This is a genomic window from Ancylobacter sp. TW_SC_1 (genome assembly GCF_056836805.1).
This window is the reverse complement of the sequence record NZ_CM166365.1, coordinates 3,460,298-3,477,480: the sequence shown is the minus strand read 5'-3', so window position 1 is coordinate 3,477,480 and position 17,183 is coordinate 3,460,298. Positions and strand designations below refer to the sequence as shown.

At 68.6% G+C, this 17,183-nt stretch carries 15 protein-coding genes; 9 read left to right on the top strand and 6 right to left on the bottom strand.

Annotation, left to right across the window (positions count from 1 at the left end; translation table 11 throughout):
* Positions 1-5: 5 nt before the first annotated feature.
* Positions 6-2,048 carry a DNA topoisomerase IV subunit B gene (gene parE / locus AC1PZ7_RS16345; protein WP_482356260.1) on the bottom strand — a complete coding sequence of 681 codons (2,043 nt, stop codon included), beginning with the start codon at positions 2,046-2,048 and terminating at the stop codon, positions 6-8.
* A gap of 223 nt (positions 2,049-2,271) precedes the next feature.
* Here parE and argC point away from each other — a divergent pair, with 223 nt between their 5' ends.
* Positions 2,272-3,327 (top strand): N-acetyl-gamma-glutamyl-phosphate reductase, encoded by a 1,056-nt coding sequence (gene argC / locus AC1PZ7_RS16340; protein WP_482356259.1) that lies wholly within the window; start codon positions 2,272-2,274, stop codon positions 3,325-3,327.
* 4 nt (positions 3,328-3,331) lie between these two features.
* Here the strand turns inward: argC and AC1PZ7_RS16335 are convergent, their stop codons facing one another.
* Together AC1PZ7_RS16335 and phaC are read right to left on the bottom strand one after the other, a co-directional pair.
* The gene (locus AC1PZ7_RS16335; protein WP_482356258.1) at positions 3,332-4,135 is read right to left on the bottom strand and encodes a lysozyme inhibitor LprI family protein; all 804 of its coding nucleotides are present in this window, start codon (positions 4,133-4,135) and stop codon (positions 3,332-3,334) included.
* Positions 4,132-5,859, bottom strand: a complete 1,728-nt coding sequence (gene phaC / locus AC1PZ7_RS16330) for a class I poly(R)-hydroxyalkanoic acid synthase (RefSeq protein WP_482359659.1) — start codon at positions 5,857-5,859, stop codon at positions 4,132-4,134. Before phaC ends, AC1PZ7_RS16335 begins: the two co-directional genes overlap by 4 nt.
* 136 nt (positions 5,860-5,995) lie before the next feature.
* Between phaC and AC1PZ7_RS16325 the strand changes: the two genes are divergently transcribed.
* From AC1PZ7_RS16325 to AC1PZ7_RS16300, 6 genes are all read left to right on the top strand, one after another.
* On the top strand, positions 5,996-6,733 hold the full coding sequence (locus AC1PZ7_RS16325; RefSeq protein WP_482356257.1) for a hypothetical protein: 738 nt from the start codon (positions 5,996-5,998) through the stop codon (positions 6,731-6,733).
* A gap of 159 nt (positions 6,734-6,892) precedes the next feature.
* The gene (locus AC1PZ7_RS16320) at positions 6,893-7,375 is read left to right on the top strand and encodes a hypothetical protein (RefSeq protein ID WP_482356256.1); all 483 of its coding nucleotides are present in this window, start codon (positions 6,893-6,895) and stop codon (positions 7,373-7,375) included.
* Positions 7,376-7,519: 144 nt separating this feature from the next.
* The gene (locus AC1PZ7_RS16315; RefSeq protein WP_482356255.1) at positions 7,520-8,737 is read left to right on the top strand and encodes an LL-diaminopimelate aminotransferase; all 1,218 of its coding nucleotides are present in this window, start codon (positions 7,520-7,522) and stop codon (positions 8,735-8,737) included.
* Positions 8,738-8,794: 57 nt separating this feature from the next.
* Entirely contained in the window at positions 8,795-10,114 is a 1,320-nt protein-coding gene (locus AC1PZ7_RS16310) for a homoserine dehydrogenase (protein WP_482356254.1), read from the top strand.
* Between the two features lie 13 nt (positions 10,115-10,127).
* Positions 10,128-11,123, top strand: a complete 996-nt coding sequence (glpX, locus tag AC1PZ7_RS16305; RefSeq protein ID WP_482356253.1) for a class II fructose-bisphosphatase — start codon at positions 10,128-10,130, stop codon at positions 11,121-11,123.
* Positions 11,124-11,409: 286 nt separating this feature from the next.
* Positions 11,410-11,751 carry a hypothetical protein gene (locus AC1PZ7_RS16300; RefSeq protein ID WP_482356252.1) on the top strand — a complete coding sequence of 114 codons (342 nt, stop codon included), beginning with the start codon at positions 11,410-11,412 and terminating at the stop codon, positions 11,749-11,751.
* A gap of 57 nt (positions 11,752-11,808) precedes the next feature.
* On the opposite strand, the gene AC1PZ7_RS16295 is transcribed toward AC1PZ7_RS16300, so the two are convergent.
* Positions 11,809-12,513, bottom strand: coding sequence for an alpha/beta hydrolase (locus tag AC1PZ7_RS16295; RefSeq protein WP_482356251.1), 705 nt, complete (start codon positions 12,511-12,513; stop codon positions 11,809-11,811).
* Positions 12,514-12,657: 144 nt separating this feature from the next.
* Between AC1PZ7_RS16295 and AC1PZ7_RS16290 the strand changes: the two genes are divergently transcribed.
* On the top strand, positions 12,658-13,620 hold the full coding sequence (locus tag AC1PZ7_RS16290; protein WP_482356250.1) for a DMT family transporter: 963 nt from the start codon (positions 12,658-12,660) through the stop codon (positions 13,618-13,620).
* A 233-nt stretch (positions 13,621-13,853) separates the two neighbouring features.
* On the opposite strand, the gene AC1PZ7_RS16285 is transcribed toward AC1PZ7_RS16290, so the two are convergent.
* Both AC1PZ7_RS16285 and AC1PZ7_RS16280 read right to left on the bottom strand, forming a co-directional pair.
* On the bottom strand, positions 13,854-15,176 hold the full coding sequence (locus AC1PZ7_RS16285; protein ID WP_482359658.1) for an esterase-like activity of phytase family protein: 1,323 nt from the start codon (positions 15,174-15,176) through the stop codon (positions 13,854-13,856).
* A 145-nt stretch (positions 15,177-15,321) separates the two neighbouring features.
* Positions 15,322-16,278, bottom strand: a complete 957-nt coding sequence (locus tag AC1PZ7_RS16280) for a homocysteine S-methyltransferase family protein (protein WP_482356249.1) — start codon at positions 16,276-16,278, stop codon at positions 15,322-15,324.
* Positions 16,279-16,498: 220 nt separating this feature from the next.
* Between AC1PZ7_RS16280 and AC1PZ7_RS16275 the strand changes: the two genes are divergently transcribed.
* Positions 16,499-17,128 carry a TetR/AcrR family transcriptional regulator gene (locus tag AC1PZ7_RS16275; RefSeq protein ID WP_482356248.1) on the top strand — a complete coding sequence of 210 codons (630 nt, stop codon included), beginning with the start codon at positions 16,499-16,501 and terminating at the stop codon, positions 17,126-17,128.
* Positions 17,129-17,183 lie beyond the last annotated feature (55 nt).

Below are 17,183 nucleotides of genomic sequence, written 5' to 3'. Positions count from 1 at the left end.
GCGGCTCAGATGTCGAGCAGCTCCTCATTGGCGAAGGCCGCTCGCTCGGAGATGAAGGCGAAGCGGCTCTCCGGCTTGTTGCCCATCAGCCGCTCGACGATGTCGACGGTGTCGGCGCGCTCGGCTTCGGCGATGGTGACGCGCAGCAGCGTGCGGGTCTTCGGGCTCATCGTGGTCTGCTTGAGCTGGGCCGGCATCATCTCGCCAAGGCCCTTGAAGCGGCCGATCTCGACCTTGCCGCGCGTAGAGAACTCCTTGGCCAGCAGCTCGTCGCGGTGCGCCTCGTCGCGCGCATAGAGCGTCTTGGCGCCCTGCGTCAGGCGGTAGAGCGGGGGCACGGCGAGGAAGAGGTGGCCGTTCTCGATCAGCTTCGGCATCTGGCGGAAGAAGAAGGTGACGAGCAGCGAGGCGATGTGGGCGCCGTCGACATCCGCGTCGGTCATGATGATCACGCGCTCGTAGCGCAGGTCCTCGTCGCGGTACTGGCCGCCCGTGCCGGCGCCGAGCGCCTGGATCAGGTCGGCGAGCTGCTGGTTCTGGGCGAGCTTGTCGCGCCCGGCGCTGGCGACGTTGAGGATCTTGCCGCGCAGCGGCAGCACGGCCTGGGTCTGGCGCTCGCGCGCCTGCTTGGCCGAGCCGCCGGCCGAGTCGCCCTCGACGATGAACAGTTCCGACCCGGCGGCCGAGTTGTTCGAGCAGTCGGCCAGCTTGCCCGGCAGGCGCAGCTTGCGCACCGCCGTCTTGCGGGAGATTTCCTTCTCCTGCCGGCGGCGCAGGCGCTCGTCGGCGCGCTCCACCACCCAGTCGAGCAGCCGGCTCGCCTGCGCCGGGTTGCCGCCGAGCCAGTGGTCGAACGGGTCGCGCAGCGCGCTCTCGACGATGCGCGTCGCCTCGGCGGTGGCGAGTTTCTCCTTGGTCTGCCCCTGGAATTCCGGCTCGCGCACGAAGACCGAGAGCATGGCGGCGCAGCCGGCCATGATGTCGTCGGAGGTGACGATGGCGGCGCGCTTGGCGTTGCCGGTACGCTCGGCGTGGTCGCGCAGGCCCTTCAGCAGCACCGCGCGCAGTCCCGCCTCATGCGTGCCGCCCTCGGCGGTGGGAATGGTGTTGCAATAGGAGGAGACGGCGCCGTCCGCGTCGCCGAGCCAGGCCACCGCCCATTCGGCCGAGCCGTGCCCGCCGGGCCGCGAGGTCTTGCCCGCGAAGATGTCGGGATGGACCAGCGTGTGGCCCTCGATGTCGGCGGCGAGATAGTCCTTCAGGCCGCCGGGGAAACGGAACACCGCCTTCTCGGGTATGTCGCTACCCGCCACCAGCGCGGCATCGCAGCTCCAGCGGATTTCCACGCCGCCGAAGAGATAGGCCTTGGAGCGCGCCATCTTGAAGACGCGGGCGGGCTTGAAGCGCGCGCCCTCGCCGAAGATCTGCGCGTCGGGGTGGAAGCTCACCCGCGTGCCGCGCCGGTTCAGCACGCGGCCGACTTCCTGGATCGGCCCCTGCGGCAGGCCGCGCGAATAGGTCTGGCGGTAGAGGGTCTGGCCGCGCGCGACCTCGACCTCCAGCACGTCGGACAGCGCGTTGACGACGGACACGCCGACGCCGTGCAGGCCGCCGGAGGTCTCGTAGACCTTGCTGTCGAACTTGCCGCCGGCGTGCAGCGTGGTGAGGATCACCTCCAGCGCCGACTTGCCGGGATATTTCGGGTGGTTCTCGATCGGGATGCCGCGCCCGTTGTCGGTCACGGTGAGGAAGCCGTCCTCGGTCAGCTCGACCTCGATGAAGCTGGCATGGCCGGCGACGGCCTCGTCCATCGAATTGTCGATCACCTCGGCGAAAAGGTGGTGCAGCGCCTTCTCGTCGGTGCCGCCAATATACATGCCCGGCCGGCGCCGCACCGGCTCCAGCCCCTCCAGCACCTCGATATCCGCGGCGGTATAGCCGTTCTCGCCGGGCGTCGCGTCGCGCGCGCCGGCTGGCACGGGCCGGGTGGCCGGGCGGACGGGGCGCGGGGAGGGGACTGCGGCGAAGAGGTCGTCGGAATTCGACATGGGCGCGGGTTCGGCTCGCATCTCAAGGAGGATGATTCGGTCTGCATAGCACTATGGCAGGCGCGGTGCGAAACCGGAACGCTCCGTGAACATGGCGGATCGGCCATGCACGCGGCGCGCCCCTCTTGTCTTTCGCCGGACATGCATAAGGTGTAATGGCGCACGTCCAATGCGCGCCGCCGTCCATCGGGGAGGGCCGCGCCGGCAGGAAAGGGTCGCCACCATGACGGACAGCAAGGCGCGGATCGCCATCCTCGGGGCCTCGGGCTATACCGGCTCGGAGCTGCTGCGCCTGCTGCTGCGCCATCCGCGCGTGGAGATCGTCGCGCTGACCGCCGACCGCAAGGCCGGGCAGGCGGTGGCGGACGTTTTTCCGCAGTTCGCCCCCTTCAGCCTGCCGAAGCTGATCACCATCGAGCAGGTGGCGTGGAAGGACGTCGACCTCGTCTTCTGCGCGCTGCCGCACGGCACCACGCAGCTGGTGATCAAGAACGTGTTCGAGACCGCGCCGCATGTGAAGGTGGTCGACCTGTCGGCCGACTTCCGGCTGCGCGACGACGGCGCCTATGAGCGCTGGTACGGCCATCCCCATCAGGCGCTGGAACTGCAGCAGGAAGCCGTCTACGGCGTCGTCGAGCTGTATCGCGACGACATCCGCAAGGCGCGGCTGGTGGCCAATCCCGGCTGCTACACGACGACGGCCATCCTGCCGGTGGTGCCGCTGATCGAGGCCGGCGCCATCGACCCCGAGCACATCGTCATCGACGCCAAGAGCGGCGTGACCGGTGCCGGCCGCTCGGCCAAGGAGAACCTGCTCTACACCGAGGTGACGGACGGCATGCACGCCTATGGCGTCGGCGGCCACCGGCACATGGCGGAGCTCGACCAGGAGTTCTCCAAGGCCGCCGGGCGCAGCCTCGCGCCGAGCTTCACGCCGCACCTCGTGCCGATGAACCGCGGCATCTACGCGACCATCTACCTCAAGACCGGCGCCGGCGTCGGGGCGGAGGGCGTGCACCGCGTGCTGGCCGATTTCTACAAGGGCGAGGCCTTCGTGCATGTGCTGCCCCTCGGCCAGGTGCCGCAGTCGCGCTTCGTCAAGGGCTCGAACATGGCCTTCATCGGCGTGGTCAAGGACCGCGCGCCGGACCGCGTCATCGTCATCTCGACGACCGACAATCTGGTGAAGGGCGCCTCCGGCCAGGCGGTGCAGAACATGAACCTCGTGCTCGGCTATCCCGAGACGACGGGTCTGGAGCAGATCGCGCTTTTTCCGTGAGCCGTCATTGCGGGCGGACGGCGAAGCTCGCCTTGAGGGCGCCGCCGTCCCACCGCCAGGTGCCCCAGCAGGCCTCGCCCGGCTTGGCATCGCCGCATTGGAAGCGATCGACCCAGAGCGACAGGCTGTTGGCCTTGTAGTCGAGCGCCAGCGTCGGGTTGGCGCCGCGCAGGTCGAGCGGCGCGTAGCCGGCGCTCGACAGGGCGACCGCGATCGAGCAGCCGTCATTGGCGCAATAGGCGGTGGCGACGCCCTCGCAGCGCAGGCTGGCGCTGTCCAGCACGTAGTCCGGCCTGCCGTCGCGGTCGAGATCGGCGGTCGCCACCTGCGGCCGGCTTTCCGCGTCGGGCGTGCCGCCGAGATCGCGGCACTGCGGGCCGAAGGCGGCGATGCGCGCGCTCACCGGCTGCGGCAGGGACGGGGAGGACGCCGGGTCCGCGTCCGCCTGCCGGGCCAGATTGTCGATGGCCCATGCCACCTCTTTCCTGAGCACGCCGATGCGGGTCCGGTAGACGCGGGCGATGCAGGCGGCATCGGCGCCGCACTTGGCGCGCGTGGCGAGGAAATCCTGCGCCTCGTCGCGCCGGGCGCCGCTGGCGCCCATCAGCAGCGGAAAGCGGCTATAGGCGAACCAGAGCGCGCCCATCTCGCTGTCGAGCGCCGACAGGGTCGGGTCGGCGCACACCGCGCGCTCGTCCGGCGTGCGCGCCTTCGCGCAGTCGAAGCTCGCCGCCGCGGCGGGCGCGACTCCGGGCGCCAGCAGCACGAGGCCGAGCGCGACCGGCGCCAGAACGCGCAGGGCGGTCACGACTTCACCTTCACATAGCTGCCGGGCGCATCCTCGATCGCCGGGAAGGGTCCCTCGCCGGGCACGCGGGCGGGCACGCGGGCGCTGTCCTGCTGCTCGATCCAGGCGCGCCAGTCCGGCCACCAGGAGCCGGGATGCATCTCGGCCCTGGCGATCCAGTCCTCCAGCTTTCCCTTGGGCGGGCCGCCGGTCCAGTACTGGTACTTGCCGCGCGCGGGCGGGTTGATGACGCCGGCGATGTGGCCGGAGCCGGCCAGCACGAAGCGGCCGGAGCTGCCGAACATCTGCACCCCGAGGAACACCGAGGCGGCCGGCGCGATGTGGTCCTCGCGCGTCGCCACGCTGTAGATCGGGAGGTCGATCGACTTCAGGTCGAGCGGCTTTCCCGCCAGCAGCAGGCGGCCCTGCGCCAGCTTGTTGTCGAGGTAGCAGTTGCGCAGGTAGAAGGAGTGGTTCGCCGCCGGCAGCCGGGTCGAGTCCGAGTTCCAGTAGAGGATGTCGAACGGGAAGGGCGCCTGCCCCTTGAGATAATTGTTCACCACATAGGGCCAGATCAGGTCGTTGGAGCGCAGCATGTTGAAGGCGTTCGCCATCTTGCGCCCCTCCATCACGCCGGTCTCCAGCATCTTGCGCTCGAGATTGGCGATCTGCTCCTCGTCGATGAACACCTTGAGGTCGCCGGCATAGGTGAAGTCGACCTGGGTGGTGAGGAAGGTGGTGCTGCGCACCCCGATATCCCTGTGCATCGCTGCCAGCCAGGCGAGCGTCATCGCCAGCATGGTGCCGCCGACGCAATAGCCCACCGCGTGGAACTGCTCGGTGCCGCAGGCCTGCTTGGCGACCTCGAAGGCCTTCAGCACGCCGTCGAGCATGTAGTCCTCGAAGCCCCTGCCGGCGAGTTCGGGGCCGGGATTGACCCAGGACACCACGAACACGGTGAGGCCGTTGGAAACCGCCCAGCGCACGAAGGACTTCTCGGCCGTGAGGTCGAGCACGTAGAACTTGTTGATCCAGGGCGGGATGATGACGACCGGAATCTCCAGCACCGTCTCGGTCTGCGGCGCGTACTGGATGAGCTGCATCAGGTCGTTCTGGAAGATCACCTTGCCGGGCGTGACGGCGAGATTCTCGCCGACCCGGAACTTCGTATCGTCGGTCTGGCGGATCTTCAGGTCGCCGCCGCCGGCCTCGATGTCCTCCGCCAGCATCTTCATGCCGCGCACGAGGTTGGCCCCGTTCGAGGCCAGCGTGGTGCGCAGCAGCTCCGGATTGGTCAGCACGAAGTTCGACGGCGAAACCGCGCCGGCGATCTGGCGCACGTAGAACTCCGCCTTGTGCTTGGTGTGGTCGTCGATCTCGGCTTCCTCGACCATCTCGTCCGCCCAGTTGGCGGTGAGCAGATAGGCCTGCTTGAGCGCGTCGAAGAACGGGTTGGAGTTCCATTCCGGGTCGGCGAAGCGGCTGTCGCGGGTCGCCGGCTCGACCACCGGGCGGGTCTTCTTGCCGCTCAGCTTCTTCAGCGCCGAGGACCAGAGCGACAGATAGCCGCCGATCAGCCGCGACTGCGCCTCCAGCGTGCGCTGCGGGTCGGCGAGCCAGTACTCGGCGACATTGCCGAGCGTCTTGGCGACGTCGGCAAGGTCCTCCGCCACCTCGTCCTTGATCCGGCCGTCCTCGCGCGGACGCAGATAGGCCGCCATGGCGCGCCCGCCTTCCTCCATCATCCGCGCCAGATTGGCGGCGAAGACCTCGAGATCGATCGGCCCCGAGGCGGCGCGGGCCTCGCCGTCGTCGGTCCGCGGCTCCGGCTTGGCCGCGGGCGCCGGGGAGGGCGCGGGGGAGGGCGCTGGGTTCGGCGCCATGGTCGGAGGGGTGAAGAGCGGCCGCTTCACGGTGGTGCGGGCCCGCTTGGGCGTGGCGGCCCGTGGTTTGGCGGCAACCGATTCGGCGACCGCTCCCTTTCGGGCCGAGCGCGCGGCGCTCGACGCGGCGGGCTTCGGCGCCGGCGAAATGGCCGCGACAGGTTCCGGTCGTGGCGTCTTCGGCGTCGGGGTCTTCGCGGTGCGGGATTTGCTCGCAGGGGGCTTGGCTGCAGGGGGTTTGGCTGCAGGAGACTTGGCCACGGAAGGTTTAGCCGCAGAAGGTTTCGCCACGGAAGGTCTGGCCGCAGGCGTTCCTGCCGACGGCGCCGTCGATTCGGCCGCCTTCGGCGCTGCCGCTGCGAGGGGCTCCGGTGTCGTCGCCCTGGCCGGTGCGGATCGAGTCGCTGAGGATTTTGTCGTCACGGATTTCGCGGCTGTCCTGGTTGCAGGTTTGCGGCCCGGGGCATGTGCGGCCACGGCCTTGTCGGCCGTGGCGGGCTTCGCCATCGCCTTGCCGGTCGTTCTGCCGGTTGCGCCGGCGCGCTTTGCGGCTCTGTTTTTAGTCGGCTTTTCAATCGTCGCGGCCGGCTCGTCCGTGGTTGCCGTGGCTTTGCCGGGGGTGCGCTTGGGCGCCTTGGCCGGGCGTGAGGTGGTTTTCTCGGCCGGCCTCGGTGCGGAAGCGGCGGCCGGTATCCCTGTGGTGCGTCGATTGCTCACCGCTTGTCCCCGCGGATAGGTGCGTTCATAGGTGGCCATAATAGACGCGCCATCCGGTGCTAGCGAGTGCGTAACAGGCCGAAGGGATGCGCGGTTGCCGCAGGGGACGGAGCAGGGAACGGAGAACGTGAATTTGCGACACGGCAGTGGAAAGGAGCGCGCGGCGCCCCGATCGTTCGTGCTGGTCGTCGCCGGCCTGCTGCTCACCGGCTGCGCGGGCGCGGGCGGACCGTCCGGCGTGATCACCGGGGAGGCGCTGGAGGCTCCGGCCGGGGCCGCGGGGGGCGAGGTGGTTGCCGCGACCACGGCGGACGCCGCCGTGGAGACCACGGCCGTCCTCCCCGACGCGGCGTCGAGCGTCGATGCGGCCGCGCCCGTTGCGACGGCCACGCCGCCGGTCGCCACTCCGGCTGCCGCGCCGGCTGCCACTCCGGCCGCCGACGAGCGCCGCGTGACGACTGACGGGGCGCGGGCCGCCCCTGCGCCGAAGGGGCGGGAGAAGGAGAAGGAAAAGCCCTTCCCGACCTTCGGCGCGCCTGCCAAGGTCGGCGACACGCCGGTCCTGACCAAGGAAGAGACGAAGAAGATGCAGAGCGATCTGGAGGCTCTCGCCCGCGAGCGCGAGGCGAAGGCGCTGCGCGAGCTCGAAGCGGACCAATAGGCGCAGCGCCGCAATCGGGCCGAAAACACCATTCTTCTGCCCATTTGCCCTGACATCCGTCGATGTGCGGGCGCGCGAACGGTGTTATGAAGCGCCCGTTGCACCGTCCCCGACATAAGCGGGGCGGCTTGGAGCTTGAGACCCATGACCGACTTTCATCGTATCCGCCGGCTGCCGCCTTACGTTTTCGAGCAGGTCAACCGCGTGAAGGCTACCGCCCGCAACGGCGGCGCCGACATCGTCGACCTCGGCATGGGCAACCCGGATCTCGATGCCCCGGCGCATGTCACCGAGAAGCTCAAGGAGACGATCGGCAAGCCCCATACCGACCGCTACTCGGCCTCCAAGGGCATTCCGGGTCTGCGCCGCGCGCAGGCGGCCTATTACGAGCGCCGCTTCGGCGTGAAGCTGAACCCCGACACGCAGGTCGTCGCGACGCTCGGCTCGAAGGAAGGCTTCGCCAACATGGCGCAGGCGATCACCGCCCCGGGCGACGTGATCCTGGTGCCCAATCCGAGCTATCCGATCCATGCCTTCGGCTTCCTGATGGCCGGCGCGGCGATCCGTTCCGTGCCCTGCGAGCCGGGGCCGGAGTTCTTCCACGCGCTGGAGCGCGCGGTGGCGCATTCGATTCCCTCGCCGCTGGCGCTGGTGCTGTGCTACCCCTCGAACCCGACGGCGCAGGTGGCCGATCTCGACTTCTACCGCGACGTCGTCGCCTTCGCGAAGAAGCACGACCTGATCGTGCTGTCCGACCTCGCCTATTCCGAGGTCTATTTCGACGACAACCCGCCGCCCTCGGTGCTGCAGGTGCCCGGCGCGGTGGACGTGACGGTGGAGTTCACCTCCATGTCGAAGACCTTCTCCATGGCCGGCTGGCGCATGGGCTTCGCGGTCGGCAATGAGCGGCTGATCGCGGCGCTGGCGCGGGTGAAGTCCTATCTCGACTACGGCGCCTACACGCCGATCCAGGTGGCGGCCACCGCCGCGCTCAACGGCCCGCAGGACTGCGTCGCCGAGATGCGCGCGGTCTACAAGAAGCGCCGCGACGTGCTGGTCGACAGCTTCGGCAAGGCCGGCTGGGATATTCCCGTTCCCTCCGCCTCCATGTTCGCCTGGGTGCCGGTCCCGGAGAAGTTCCGTCATATCGGCAGCGTCGAGTTCTCCAAGCTGCTGATCGAGAAGGCCGATGTCGCGGTCGCGCCGGGCGTCGGCTTCGGCGAGCATGGCGACGACTATGTGCGCATCGCCCTTGTGGAGAACGAACAGCGCATCCGTCAGGCGGCGCGCAACATCCGCCGCTTCCTTGAAACCGGCGCGGAAACATTGCACAACGTCGTCCCTCTCGCCGCGGCGCGTTGACGCCCGATCCCACCGGGCGGCGCCGCATTCGGATCGTTTGTTGAGTTCGGACACATAATGGCGCCGCCGCTGAAAATTGGCATCGCCGGCCTCGGTACGGTCGGCGCGGGTGTGGTGCGCATGCTGGCTCGCCGCGCGGACGCGATCGCGACGCGCGTCGGCCGGCCGGTCGAGGTGGTCGCCGTCAGCGCCCGCGACCGTTCGCGCAATCGCGACTGCGATCTCTCCGGCATGCGCTGGTACGACGACGCCGTCGATCTGGCGCGCGATCCCGACATCGACGTCTTCGTCGAGCTGATCGGCGGCCATGACGGCATCGCCAAGGCCGCCGTCGAGGCCGCCATCGCGAGCGGCCACTCCGTCGCCACCGCCAACAAGGCGCTGCTCGCCCATCACGGCGTTGAGCTTGCCAAGGCGGCCGAGGAGAAGGGCGTCGACATCCATTTCGAGGCGGCGGTCGCGGGCGGCATCCCCGTCATCAAAACGCTGCGCGAGGCGCTGCTCGGCAACGAGATCCACCGCGTTTCCGGCATTCTCAACGGCACCTGCAACTACATCCTGACCCGGATGCAGGAGGAGGGGCTGTCCTTCGACACCTGCCTCGATCAGGCCCAGCAGCTCGGCTATGCCGAGGCCGATCCCACCTTCGACGTCGACGGCTTCGACACCGCGCACAAGCTGGCGCTGCTGGCCTCGCTCGCCTTTGGCGTCAGGCCGGACCCGGAGGCCATCCACATCGAGGGCATCCGCTCGATCACGCTCGCCGACATCGAGGCGGCGGACGAGCTCGGCTACCGCATCAAGCTGCTCGGCGTGGCGGCCCGCACGGGCGACGCCGTCGAGTTGCGGGTGCATCCGACCATGGTGCCCAAACATTGGCCGATCGCGCAGGTCTCCGGCGTCACCAACGCGGTGGCGATCGACGGCGACTCGGTCGCGCTCACCCTGGTGGGACCGGGCGCGGGCGGCGACGCGACGGCCTCCGCGGTGGTCGCGGACCTTTGCGATATCGCCTCCGGCCTGAGCGGCGCGCCCTTCGGCTGGCGCGCGCAGACGCTGCGGCCGGCCGAGAAGGCGGCGATCAAGCGTCATGAAGGCGGCTATTACATCCGCCTCGCGGCGGTCGACCGGCCTGGAACGGCGGCAGCCATTGCCCGCCATATGGCCGAGCAGAATATTTCGCTCGAGTCCATAATGCAGCACCGGCGCGGTCGCCCCCATGGCGGCGAGCGCGCGGAAAGCGCAGAGGATCCGGCGCCCGTGGTGCTGATCACCTACGCCACGAACGAGGATGCGGTGCGCCGTGCGATCGCGGCCATCGAGATCGATGGCGTCATTGCGTCGCCGCCGCAGGTGATACGGATCGAGAAGGACTGAGAGGGCTGGGACGATGGCGGAGATTACGGTCAAGGCGGGCCAGGCGCTCGAGCGCATACTGACGCTCGAACTGGTGCGCGTCACCGAGCGCGCGGCGGTGGCTTCGGCGAGCCTGCGCGGGCGCGGTGACGAGAAGGCGGCCGACAAGGCGGCGGTGGACGCCATGCGCCGCGAGCTGAACCGCCTGCCCATCGCCGGCCGCATCGTCATCGGCGAGGGCGAGCGCGACGAGGCGCCGATGCTGTTCATCGGCGAGGAGGTCGGCACCGGCAAGGGGCCGGACGTCGATATCGCCGTCGACCCGCTGGAGGGCACGACGCTCTGCGCCAAGGACATGCCGGGTTCGATCGCCGTCATGGCCATGGCCGAGGGCGGCACGCTGCTCTACGCGCCCGACGTCTACATGGAGAAGATCGCCATCGGCCCGGGCTACGCCAAGGGCACGATCGACATCGACGCCAGCCCCGAGGACAACATCCACTCGCTGGCCAAGGCCAAGGGCGTGAAGCCCTCCGAGATCACCGCGCTGATTCTCGACCGTCCCCGCCATGCCGCGATCATCGAGGCCGTCCGCAAGACCGGCGCGGCCATCCAGCTCATCACCGACGGCGACGTCGCCGGCGTGATCCACACCACCAATCCGGACGAGACCGGCATCGACATCTATCTCGGCACCGGCGGCGCCCCCGAGGGCGTGCTCGCGGCGGCGGCGCTGCGCTGCATCGGCGGCGAGATGTACACCCGCCTCATCCTCGACACCGAGGAGAAGCGCGAGCGCGCCAAGAAGATGGGCGTGAGCGACCCGAAGAAGATCTACACCATCGCCGACATGGTGCGCGGCGACTGCCTGATCGCGGCGACCGGCGTCACCACCGGCAACCTGCTCAAGGGCGTGAAATACGAGAAGGGCGTGGTGAAGACCCACACCGTGGTGATGCGTTCGGCCACCGGCACGGTGCGCTGGATCGAGGCCGAGCACCGCGACCTCTCCAAGTTCCATCTCGGCTGAGCGGTCGTCGTCATCCCGGACGGCCGAGGGCCGGTCCGGGATCGTGCGACCCTGCAAAGCGATCCCGGCTCGCCGCTTCGCTGCGGCCGGGACGATGGCGGTTTCCCACGGGGCGCGCGAGCGCCCCGTTTTCGTTTCGCCTGTCGCAATGGCCGAGAGCGCGGCACCGGCCTCGCTCGGGCTTTGGCCGCGGCCCGGTGTGCTGTATACCAAGGCGGTGCCGAATTGCGGTCCGTCAGGATCGCCTCGCACCAGAACGCCAAGCCAATTGCCAAGGGAACGACCCATGCCCGCGACTCATTCGCTGCTTCCCGCCCTGCTGACCAAGCTGACGGCCCTCATCGAGGCCGACAAGTATCGCGAGGTCGCCGAGGACTACGCGGCTTTCGTCAAGGACCACCCGACGACCAGCTACCTCGCCTCCGAGCCGATCCCGTTCAAGGTGAATGTGCGCCTGTCGAAGAAGTACGGCTCGTCCGCCACCACCACCTTCACCCTGCGCAACACCACCTGGACGTCGGACGTGAAGGCGGCGCTGAAGGCCGGGCCGGACCAGTTCGCCGCCCTGCTCGCCACCTATGATGCGGACGTCGCCGAGATCGCCAAGTCGGTGAAGAAGGTCGCGTGATCGCAGCGCGATCCGCCGCCATCGGGAAAGGGCCGGCCTCGCGCCGGCCTTTTTGTTTCAGCCCGGCGCTACGCCGCTGAGGAAATAGTTCACGCCGAGCTGCACCATATCGGGCTGCGAGGCATGCGGGCCGCCATGCTCGACATAGGTCAGTTCGTAGCCCGCCGGGCGCAGCCGGGCGGCGTGCGAGCGGCCGGCCGTGTCGATCGGCGTCTGCGTGTCCTGCTGGCCGTGGGCGATGAACACCTTGGGCGAGCCCTCCTGCGCCAGCACGGTCATGAAGCCGGCCGAGAAGGCGAGGATATGGGTGACGATCCGCCCATTGCTCAGCCCGGTCGACAGCGAATAGCTGCCGCCGTCCGAATGCCCGGCGAAGGCGAGATGGGTCGGGTCGAGCGTGAAGCGGGCGGCGACTGCCGCGAGGCCGGCGTCGAGCCGCTCCAGGTCCGGCCCGTTGCCGGCGATGACGATGTCCCAGGTCGGAAACTGCGACTGCGGCACGAGCAGCAGGAAGCCGCGTTCCTCCGCATGCGCGCGCATGATCGGCATGATCTTCTCGGCGCTGCCGCCGCCGCCGTGGAACAGCACCATGAGCGGCGTCGGGCGGGCCGGGTCGATGCCTTCGGGCACGACCAGCACGTAATCGCGCGTGTCGAACAGGCCGAGCTCGTGGCGGCCGGGCGCGAGCGCCGGCTTCGTCGGGGCGGCGTGGTGGAACTGCAGGCGGCCGAGAAGCGAGAGGTTCAGCATGGCGCGCACCATAATGCGGCAGCTCGCGCGTGCAAGCGCACCGTGCCGGGGTTCGGGCGCGCCCGCGCTGGTGTGATGAGCGCGCCATGACAGCGGCGCAGGGCAGGCATGGCCCCTTGCCCCTTTGCAGCGACGCGGCGGACGACTATCAGCAACGTGCCGAACCGCGACTCGACCGCGGTGCAGGCGGTGTACGGCTCGCCCAGGGCCGCTGTCTCGCGTCCTCCCGCCTTCTGGTCCGCAATGCCGCTCAAAGACAAGCTGCTCGCCCTCGCCGTGGTCTGCGTGTGGGCGCTCAACATGATTGTCATCAAGCTCGGCGTCGCGGAGATTCCACCGATCCTGATGAGCGCGCTGCGCTTCGTGCTGGTGGCGGCGCTGGTCTGCCCCTTCGCGCGGATCACGCGGCGCCAGATCCCGGGCCTGCTTCTCGTCTCCTTCACCTTCGGCACGCTGCATTTCGGCCTGCTGTTCGCCGCGCTGGCCAATGCCGAGGCCGGGACCAGCGCGGTGATCATCCAGTTCGGCGCACCGATCGCGACGCTGCTGGCCTGCCTCGTGCTGCGCGAGCCGCTCGGCTGGATGCGCGCCGCCGGCCTCGTCATCTCGGTGGCCGGCATCGTGGTGCTCGCCATCGGCCCGACGCTGCCGCCGCCGCTCTCGCTGGCCCTGCTGCTGATCAGCGCGACCGGCTGGGCGGTGACCAACCTGATCGTCAAGCAGATGCCGGGCATCCGACCGATGACGATGATGGGCTGGTCGTCGCTGTTCGCGATACCGCAGCTCCTCATCGCCTCGTGGATCTTCGAATCCGATCGCTGGTGGATGGTGGAGACCGCCGGCTGGCACGGCTGGTTCTGCGTCGCCTACAGCGCCATCGCCTCGTCGATCGTCGGCTACGGCATCTGGTACTGGCTGCTGCAGCGCCATTCCATCAATGCCGTCGTGCCCTATTCGATGCTCAATCCGCTGCTCACCGTGCTGTTCGGCATCGTGCTGATCGGCGACGATCCCTCGCCGGTGAAGATCGTCGGGGCGCTGACCATGGTCGCCGGCGTCGCGCTCATCCTGCGCCGGCCGCGCAACCTGCCGGACCCGACCCTGCCGGACACAGCCTGACGCATCACGACCCGACGCAGCACAACCCGACGCGCCATGACCCGACGCAAGTCGGCCGGAGCGTTGCCGCCCCGGCCGCCTTTGATCATGTATCCCATCCCTTCCCCTCATGGCCGGGCTTGACCCGGCCACCCAGTGGCCCACGCCGCGCCCTGGCGGAATGGCTGGGCCCCCGGGTCACGCCCGGGGACGAGGGAAGGAAATGTTCGGCTTCCGAGGCGCCGGCGTTCGGCTCACTTCGCCTTCAGGAACGCGCCGACTTCCAGCAGGATCAGCTCGTTGTCGTCCGCCTTCGCCGGGTCGCGGGAGGAGGAGAAGGGCAGGTTGTTGTCGTTGCCGACCACGATGTGGGTGGCGTCGACGACGTCGACATTCTCGATGGTGAAGAAGGGGAAGGTCAGCACGCCGTCATTGAGCGGCTTGCGGGCCTTCTTGTCCGGATCGGCGATCTTCATCAGGTCGATATGGCCGATCTTGCGCACCGGCTGGCCGGCATTGGCGTCGCTCAGCTCGATCTTGTAGATGCGCTTGAACTTGGCGAGGTCGTGGAAGCAGTCCGGGCCCTTGGTGCCGGCAGCGCAGGCCTTGTCGGCGGTGCCTTCGCCATTGTCGCGCTCGATGATCAGGCCGGTGGTGCCGTCGATCATGTTGAAGTCGCCGATGGCGTTGCCGTTCTGCTCCAGAACGTACTGCCACATGCGGCCGGTCCACTTCTGCGCGGCGACGTCGAATTCGAGGATCGGCAGGAATTCCTTGCCGTCCGCGGTCTTCTGCCAGTCCTTCTTGTCGGCGTCCCAGAGCGGGCCTTCGAGCAGGGCGTAGAGATACTTGCCGTCCTTCGAGGACGCCATGCCCTCATAGCCCTTGGAGCGGCGGGCGTTGAAGGTGGCGGGCGCGTTCGGGGCGGCGGGGGAGGCGACCGCGTAATGGTCGGGCGAGCGCACCGGCGTCTCGCCGGCGACGGTCTCGAACAGGCCGAGCACCTTGCCGGTCTTGTCGGCCTTGATCAGGTAGGGGCCGAATTCCTCGCCGATCCAGATGTGGTCGCCGATCGGCTGGAAACTCTCGATGTCGAAATCGGCGCCGGTCAGATAGCGCTTCTCGGTCCCCTCATGGACGATGCGGAACGGCACCTTCTTGTCGGGATCGGTGAGGAACACCGTCTCGATCGGCTCGAACGTGCCGGTCGTCCAGTCGACCTTGTAGTGGCGCAGGAACAGCGCCGCGTCCGGGCTGTTGGCCTTCGAGCCGAAGCCGTTGTCGGTGATGATCCAGAAGCTGCCGTCCGGCATCACCTTGATGCCGGAATGGCCCTGCACCGGCTGGCCGTCGAAGGGCAGCTTCACGCCGGTCGGGCGGCCGGCGGACTTGCCTTCCACCGTGCCGACGGCGTCGACGCGGGTGCCGGTGGTGAACTTGCCGGAAACCTTGAGATCCTGCGGCGCATCGGCCGGCATGGCGAGGAAGCTCTGCGCCGGCAGCACGGCGTGGCCGGCGAGCGTCGCCGGGAAGGTCTCGTCGGCGCGGGCGCCGGCGGAGGCGAGCGTGAGCAGCATGGTGCCGGCCAGCCACAGGCTGCGGGAACTGGGAAGGGACATGGGGATCTCCTCAAAGGGTCGGCCCCGAAACCGGGACCCGGTTCCTTTGAAGCTTCCCCATGTCCGTCGCGTTACGGCTGGATGACCGACCTGTGACGCCGGTTCAGGCCGCTTGGCCTGCCGGGAGGCAGGCGAGGCTGATCTGCTCGATGTGCCGGTAATCGGTGCCGCAGCAGCCGCCGAGCACGTTGAGGTTTCGCAGCTTGCCACGCACGGCGCGGTACTGGCGGCCGAGCTCGACCGGATCGCCGGCATCGAGGTCCGGCGCCGCGTCGAGTTCGGCATGGCTGCGGGAGGAGGCGTTCGCCCGCAGCCCGCCCAGCCGGTCGAGCCAGGCGCCGCCCGCGCTGATGATGCCCTCGAAATGGGTGGGGTGGGCGCAGTTGATCATGAAATAGGCGGGAGAGCCGCCGGTCTGCGCGTCCACCTGCTCGATCGCCTCGCGCAGGCTCTGGCCGGTCGGCAGCCGTCCGTCGGTCTCCAGCGTGAAGGAGATGACGCAGGGCAGATCGGCCGCCCTGGCGGCGAGCGCGATTCCCACGGCCTCATCCGCGTAATTCAGCGTGTAGGCGCCGACCATGTCGGCCGCGCTGTCGGCAAAGGTCTCGATCTGCGCCGCATGGTAGCGCGCGGCCTCCTCCGGCGTCATGGTGGCGCCAGGCTGGTAGCCGTCGCCGCGCGGGCCGACGACGCCGCTGACCAGCATGGGCGAGGCCGGCGTCTCATAGGCGTCGCGCAAGTCGACCAGCAGCTCGATCGAGCGGCGGTTGACGTCGGCCAGTGCGGCGGCATCCAGGCCGAGCTTGGTGCCCCAGTCCGGGTTCGCCCGCCATGTCGGGGCATCGAACATGAAGCCGAAGCCGCGCGCGCGGGCGAGTTCGGCGAAGCGCGAGTAATAGGCGCGCAGCCGGTTGCGCCCGTCCTCGTCCTTCATCAGGTCGAACGAGGCGAAATAGGGCAGGTCGATGCCCTCGTGGAAGATGAACGTCGTCTCCATGCCGGCATCCATCAGGAAGACGGTATCGGAAAACAGTGGCAGGTTGCGGCGATACTTGGCCATGGTGTTCCTCGTAGCGGTTGATCCGAGGCCTCGTGCCCCGTTAAATCGCGGCGGATTGTGCCCATTGCCGGCGCCGCGCCTAGCGTTCGCGTGGTCAAGTAATGATGAAAAGCGAAAATCCTGATTGAAATGAAACGTCTTGGCGGGGGCGGCGCGTTGTTTTGCGCCTACGCGAACATAGGCACGGCACGGCTTACTGTACCTGTGGTACAGTAACGTCATGTTCGACACGCTGCCCCGCCGCCGCACCGATACCCGCAAGCGCCTGCTCGACCTTGCCGAGCGGCTAGTGCTGGCCAAGGGATTTGCCTCGACCTCGATCGACGAACTGATTGCCGGCGTCGGCATCACCAAGAGCGGCTTCTTCTACCATTTCAGGGACAAGAATGCGCTCGCTCGCGCCATGCTGGAGCGCCATATCGCTTACGACAAGGCGCTGCTCGACGACATCTTCAACCGCGCCGACGAATTGAACGAGGACCCGCTGCACGGTTTTCTGGTCGGGCTGAAGCTGTTCGCGGAGATGATGGCCGCGCTGCCCGAGGCTCATCCCGGCTGCCTTGCGGCAACGCTGTGCTACCAGGACCAGCTGTTCGACCGCACGGTTCACGCGCTGAATGCCGAGAGCGTGCTCTCATGGCGCCGCCGCTTCCGCGCCCGGCTGGAACTCATCGCCGCGCGCTACCCGCCGCGTGAGCCGCTCGACCTCGACGTGCTGGCCGACATGGTCTCGACCCTGGTCGAGGGCGGGCTGGTGATGGGACGGGCCTTGAAGGACCCGTCGATCCTGCCCCGGCAGATCCTGCTGTTCCGCGATTTCGTGCGGCAGGCGTTTCTGCCGCGAGCTTGACCGTGCCCCTGAAAATCGGCCGCGCACTCGACGCGGAGCGCCGCTTGGGGCTCTA

What these genes read in the sequence shown, in the direction of transcription:
- parE (WP_482356260.1), bottom strand. Translation starts at nt 2,048, where the DNA reads ATGTCGAATTCCGACGACCTCTTCGCCGCAGTCCCCTCCCCGCGCCCC.
- argC (WP_482356259.1), top strand. Translation starts at nt 2,272, where the DNA reads ATGACGGACAGCAAGGCGCGGATCGCCATCCTCGGGGCCTCGGGCTAT.
- phaC (WP_482359659.1), bottom strand. Translation starts at nt 5,859, where the DNA reads ATGATGGAGGAAGGCGGGCGCGCCATGGCGGCCTATCTGCGTCCGCGC.
- AC1PZ7_RS16325 (WP_482356257.1), top strand. Translation starts at nt 5,996, where the DNA reads ATGGTCGGAGGGGTGAAGAGCGGCCGCTTCACGGTGGTGCGGGCCCGC.
- AC1PZ7_RS16315 (WP_482356255.1), top strand. Translation starts at nt 7,520, where the DNA reads ATGACCGACTTTCATCGTATCCGCCGGCTGCCGCCTTACGTTTTCGAG.
- AC1PZ7_RS16310 (WP_482356254.1), top strand. Translation starts at nt 8,795, where the DNA reads ATGGCGCCGCCGCTGAAAATTGGCATCGCCGGCCTCGGTACGGTCGGC.
- glpX (WP_482356253.1), top strand. Translation starts at nt 10,128, where the DNA reads ATGGCGGAGATTACGGTCAAGGCGGGCCAGGCGCTCGAGCGCATACTG.
- AC1PZ7_RS16300 (WP_482356252.1), top strand. Translation starts at nt 11,410, where the DNA reads ATGCCCGCGACTCATTCGCTGCTTCCCGCCCTGCTGACCAAGCTGACG.
- AC1PZ7_RS16295 (WP_482356251.1), bottom strand. Translation starts at nt 12,513, where the DNA reads ATGGTGCGCGCCATGCTGAACCTCTCGCTTCTCGGCCGCCTGCAGTTC.
- AC1PZ7_RS16285 (WP_482359658.1), bottom strand. Translation starts at nt 15,176, where the DNA reads ATGCTGCTCACGCTCGCCTCCGCCGGCGCCCGCGCCGACGAGACCTTC.
- AC1PZ7_RS16280 (WP_482356249.1), bottom strand. Translation starts at nt 16,278, where the DNA reads ATGGCCAAGTATCGCCGCAACCTGCCACTGTTTTCCGATACCGTCTTC.
- AC1PZ7_RS16275 (WP_482356248.1), top strand. Translation starts at nt 16,499, where the DNA reads ATGTTCGACACGCTGCCCCGCCGCCGCACCGATACCCGCAAGCGCCTG.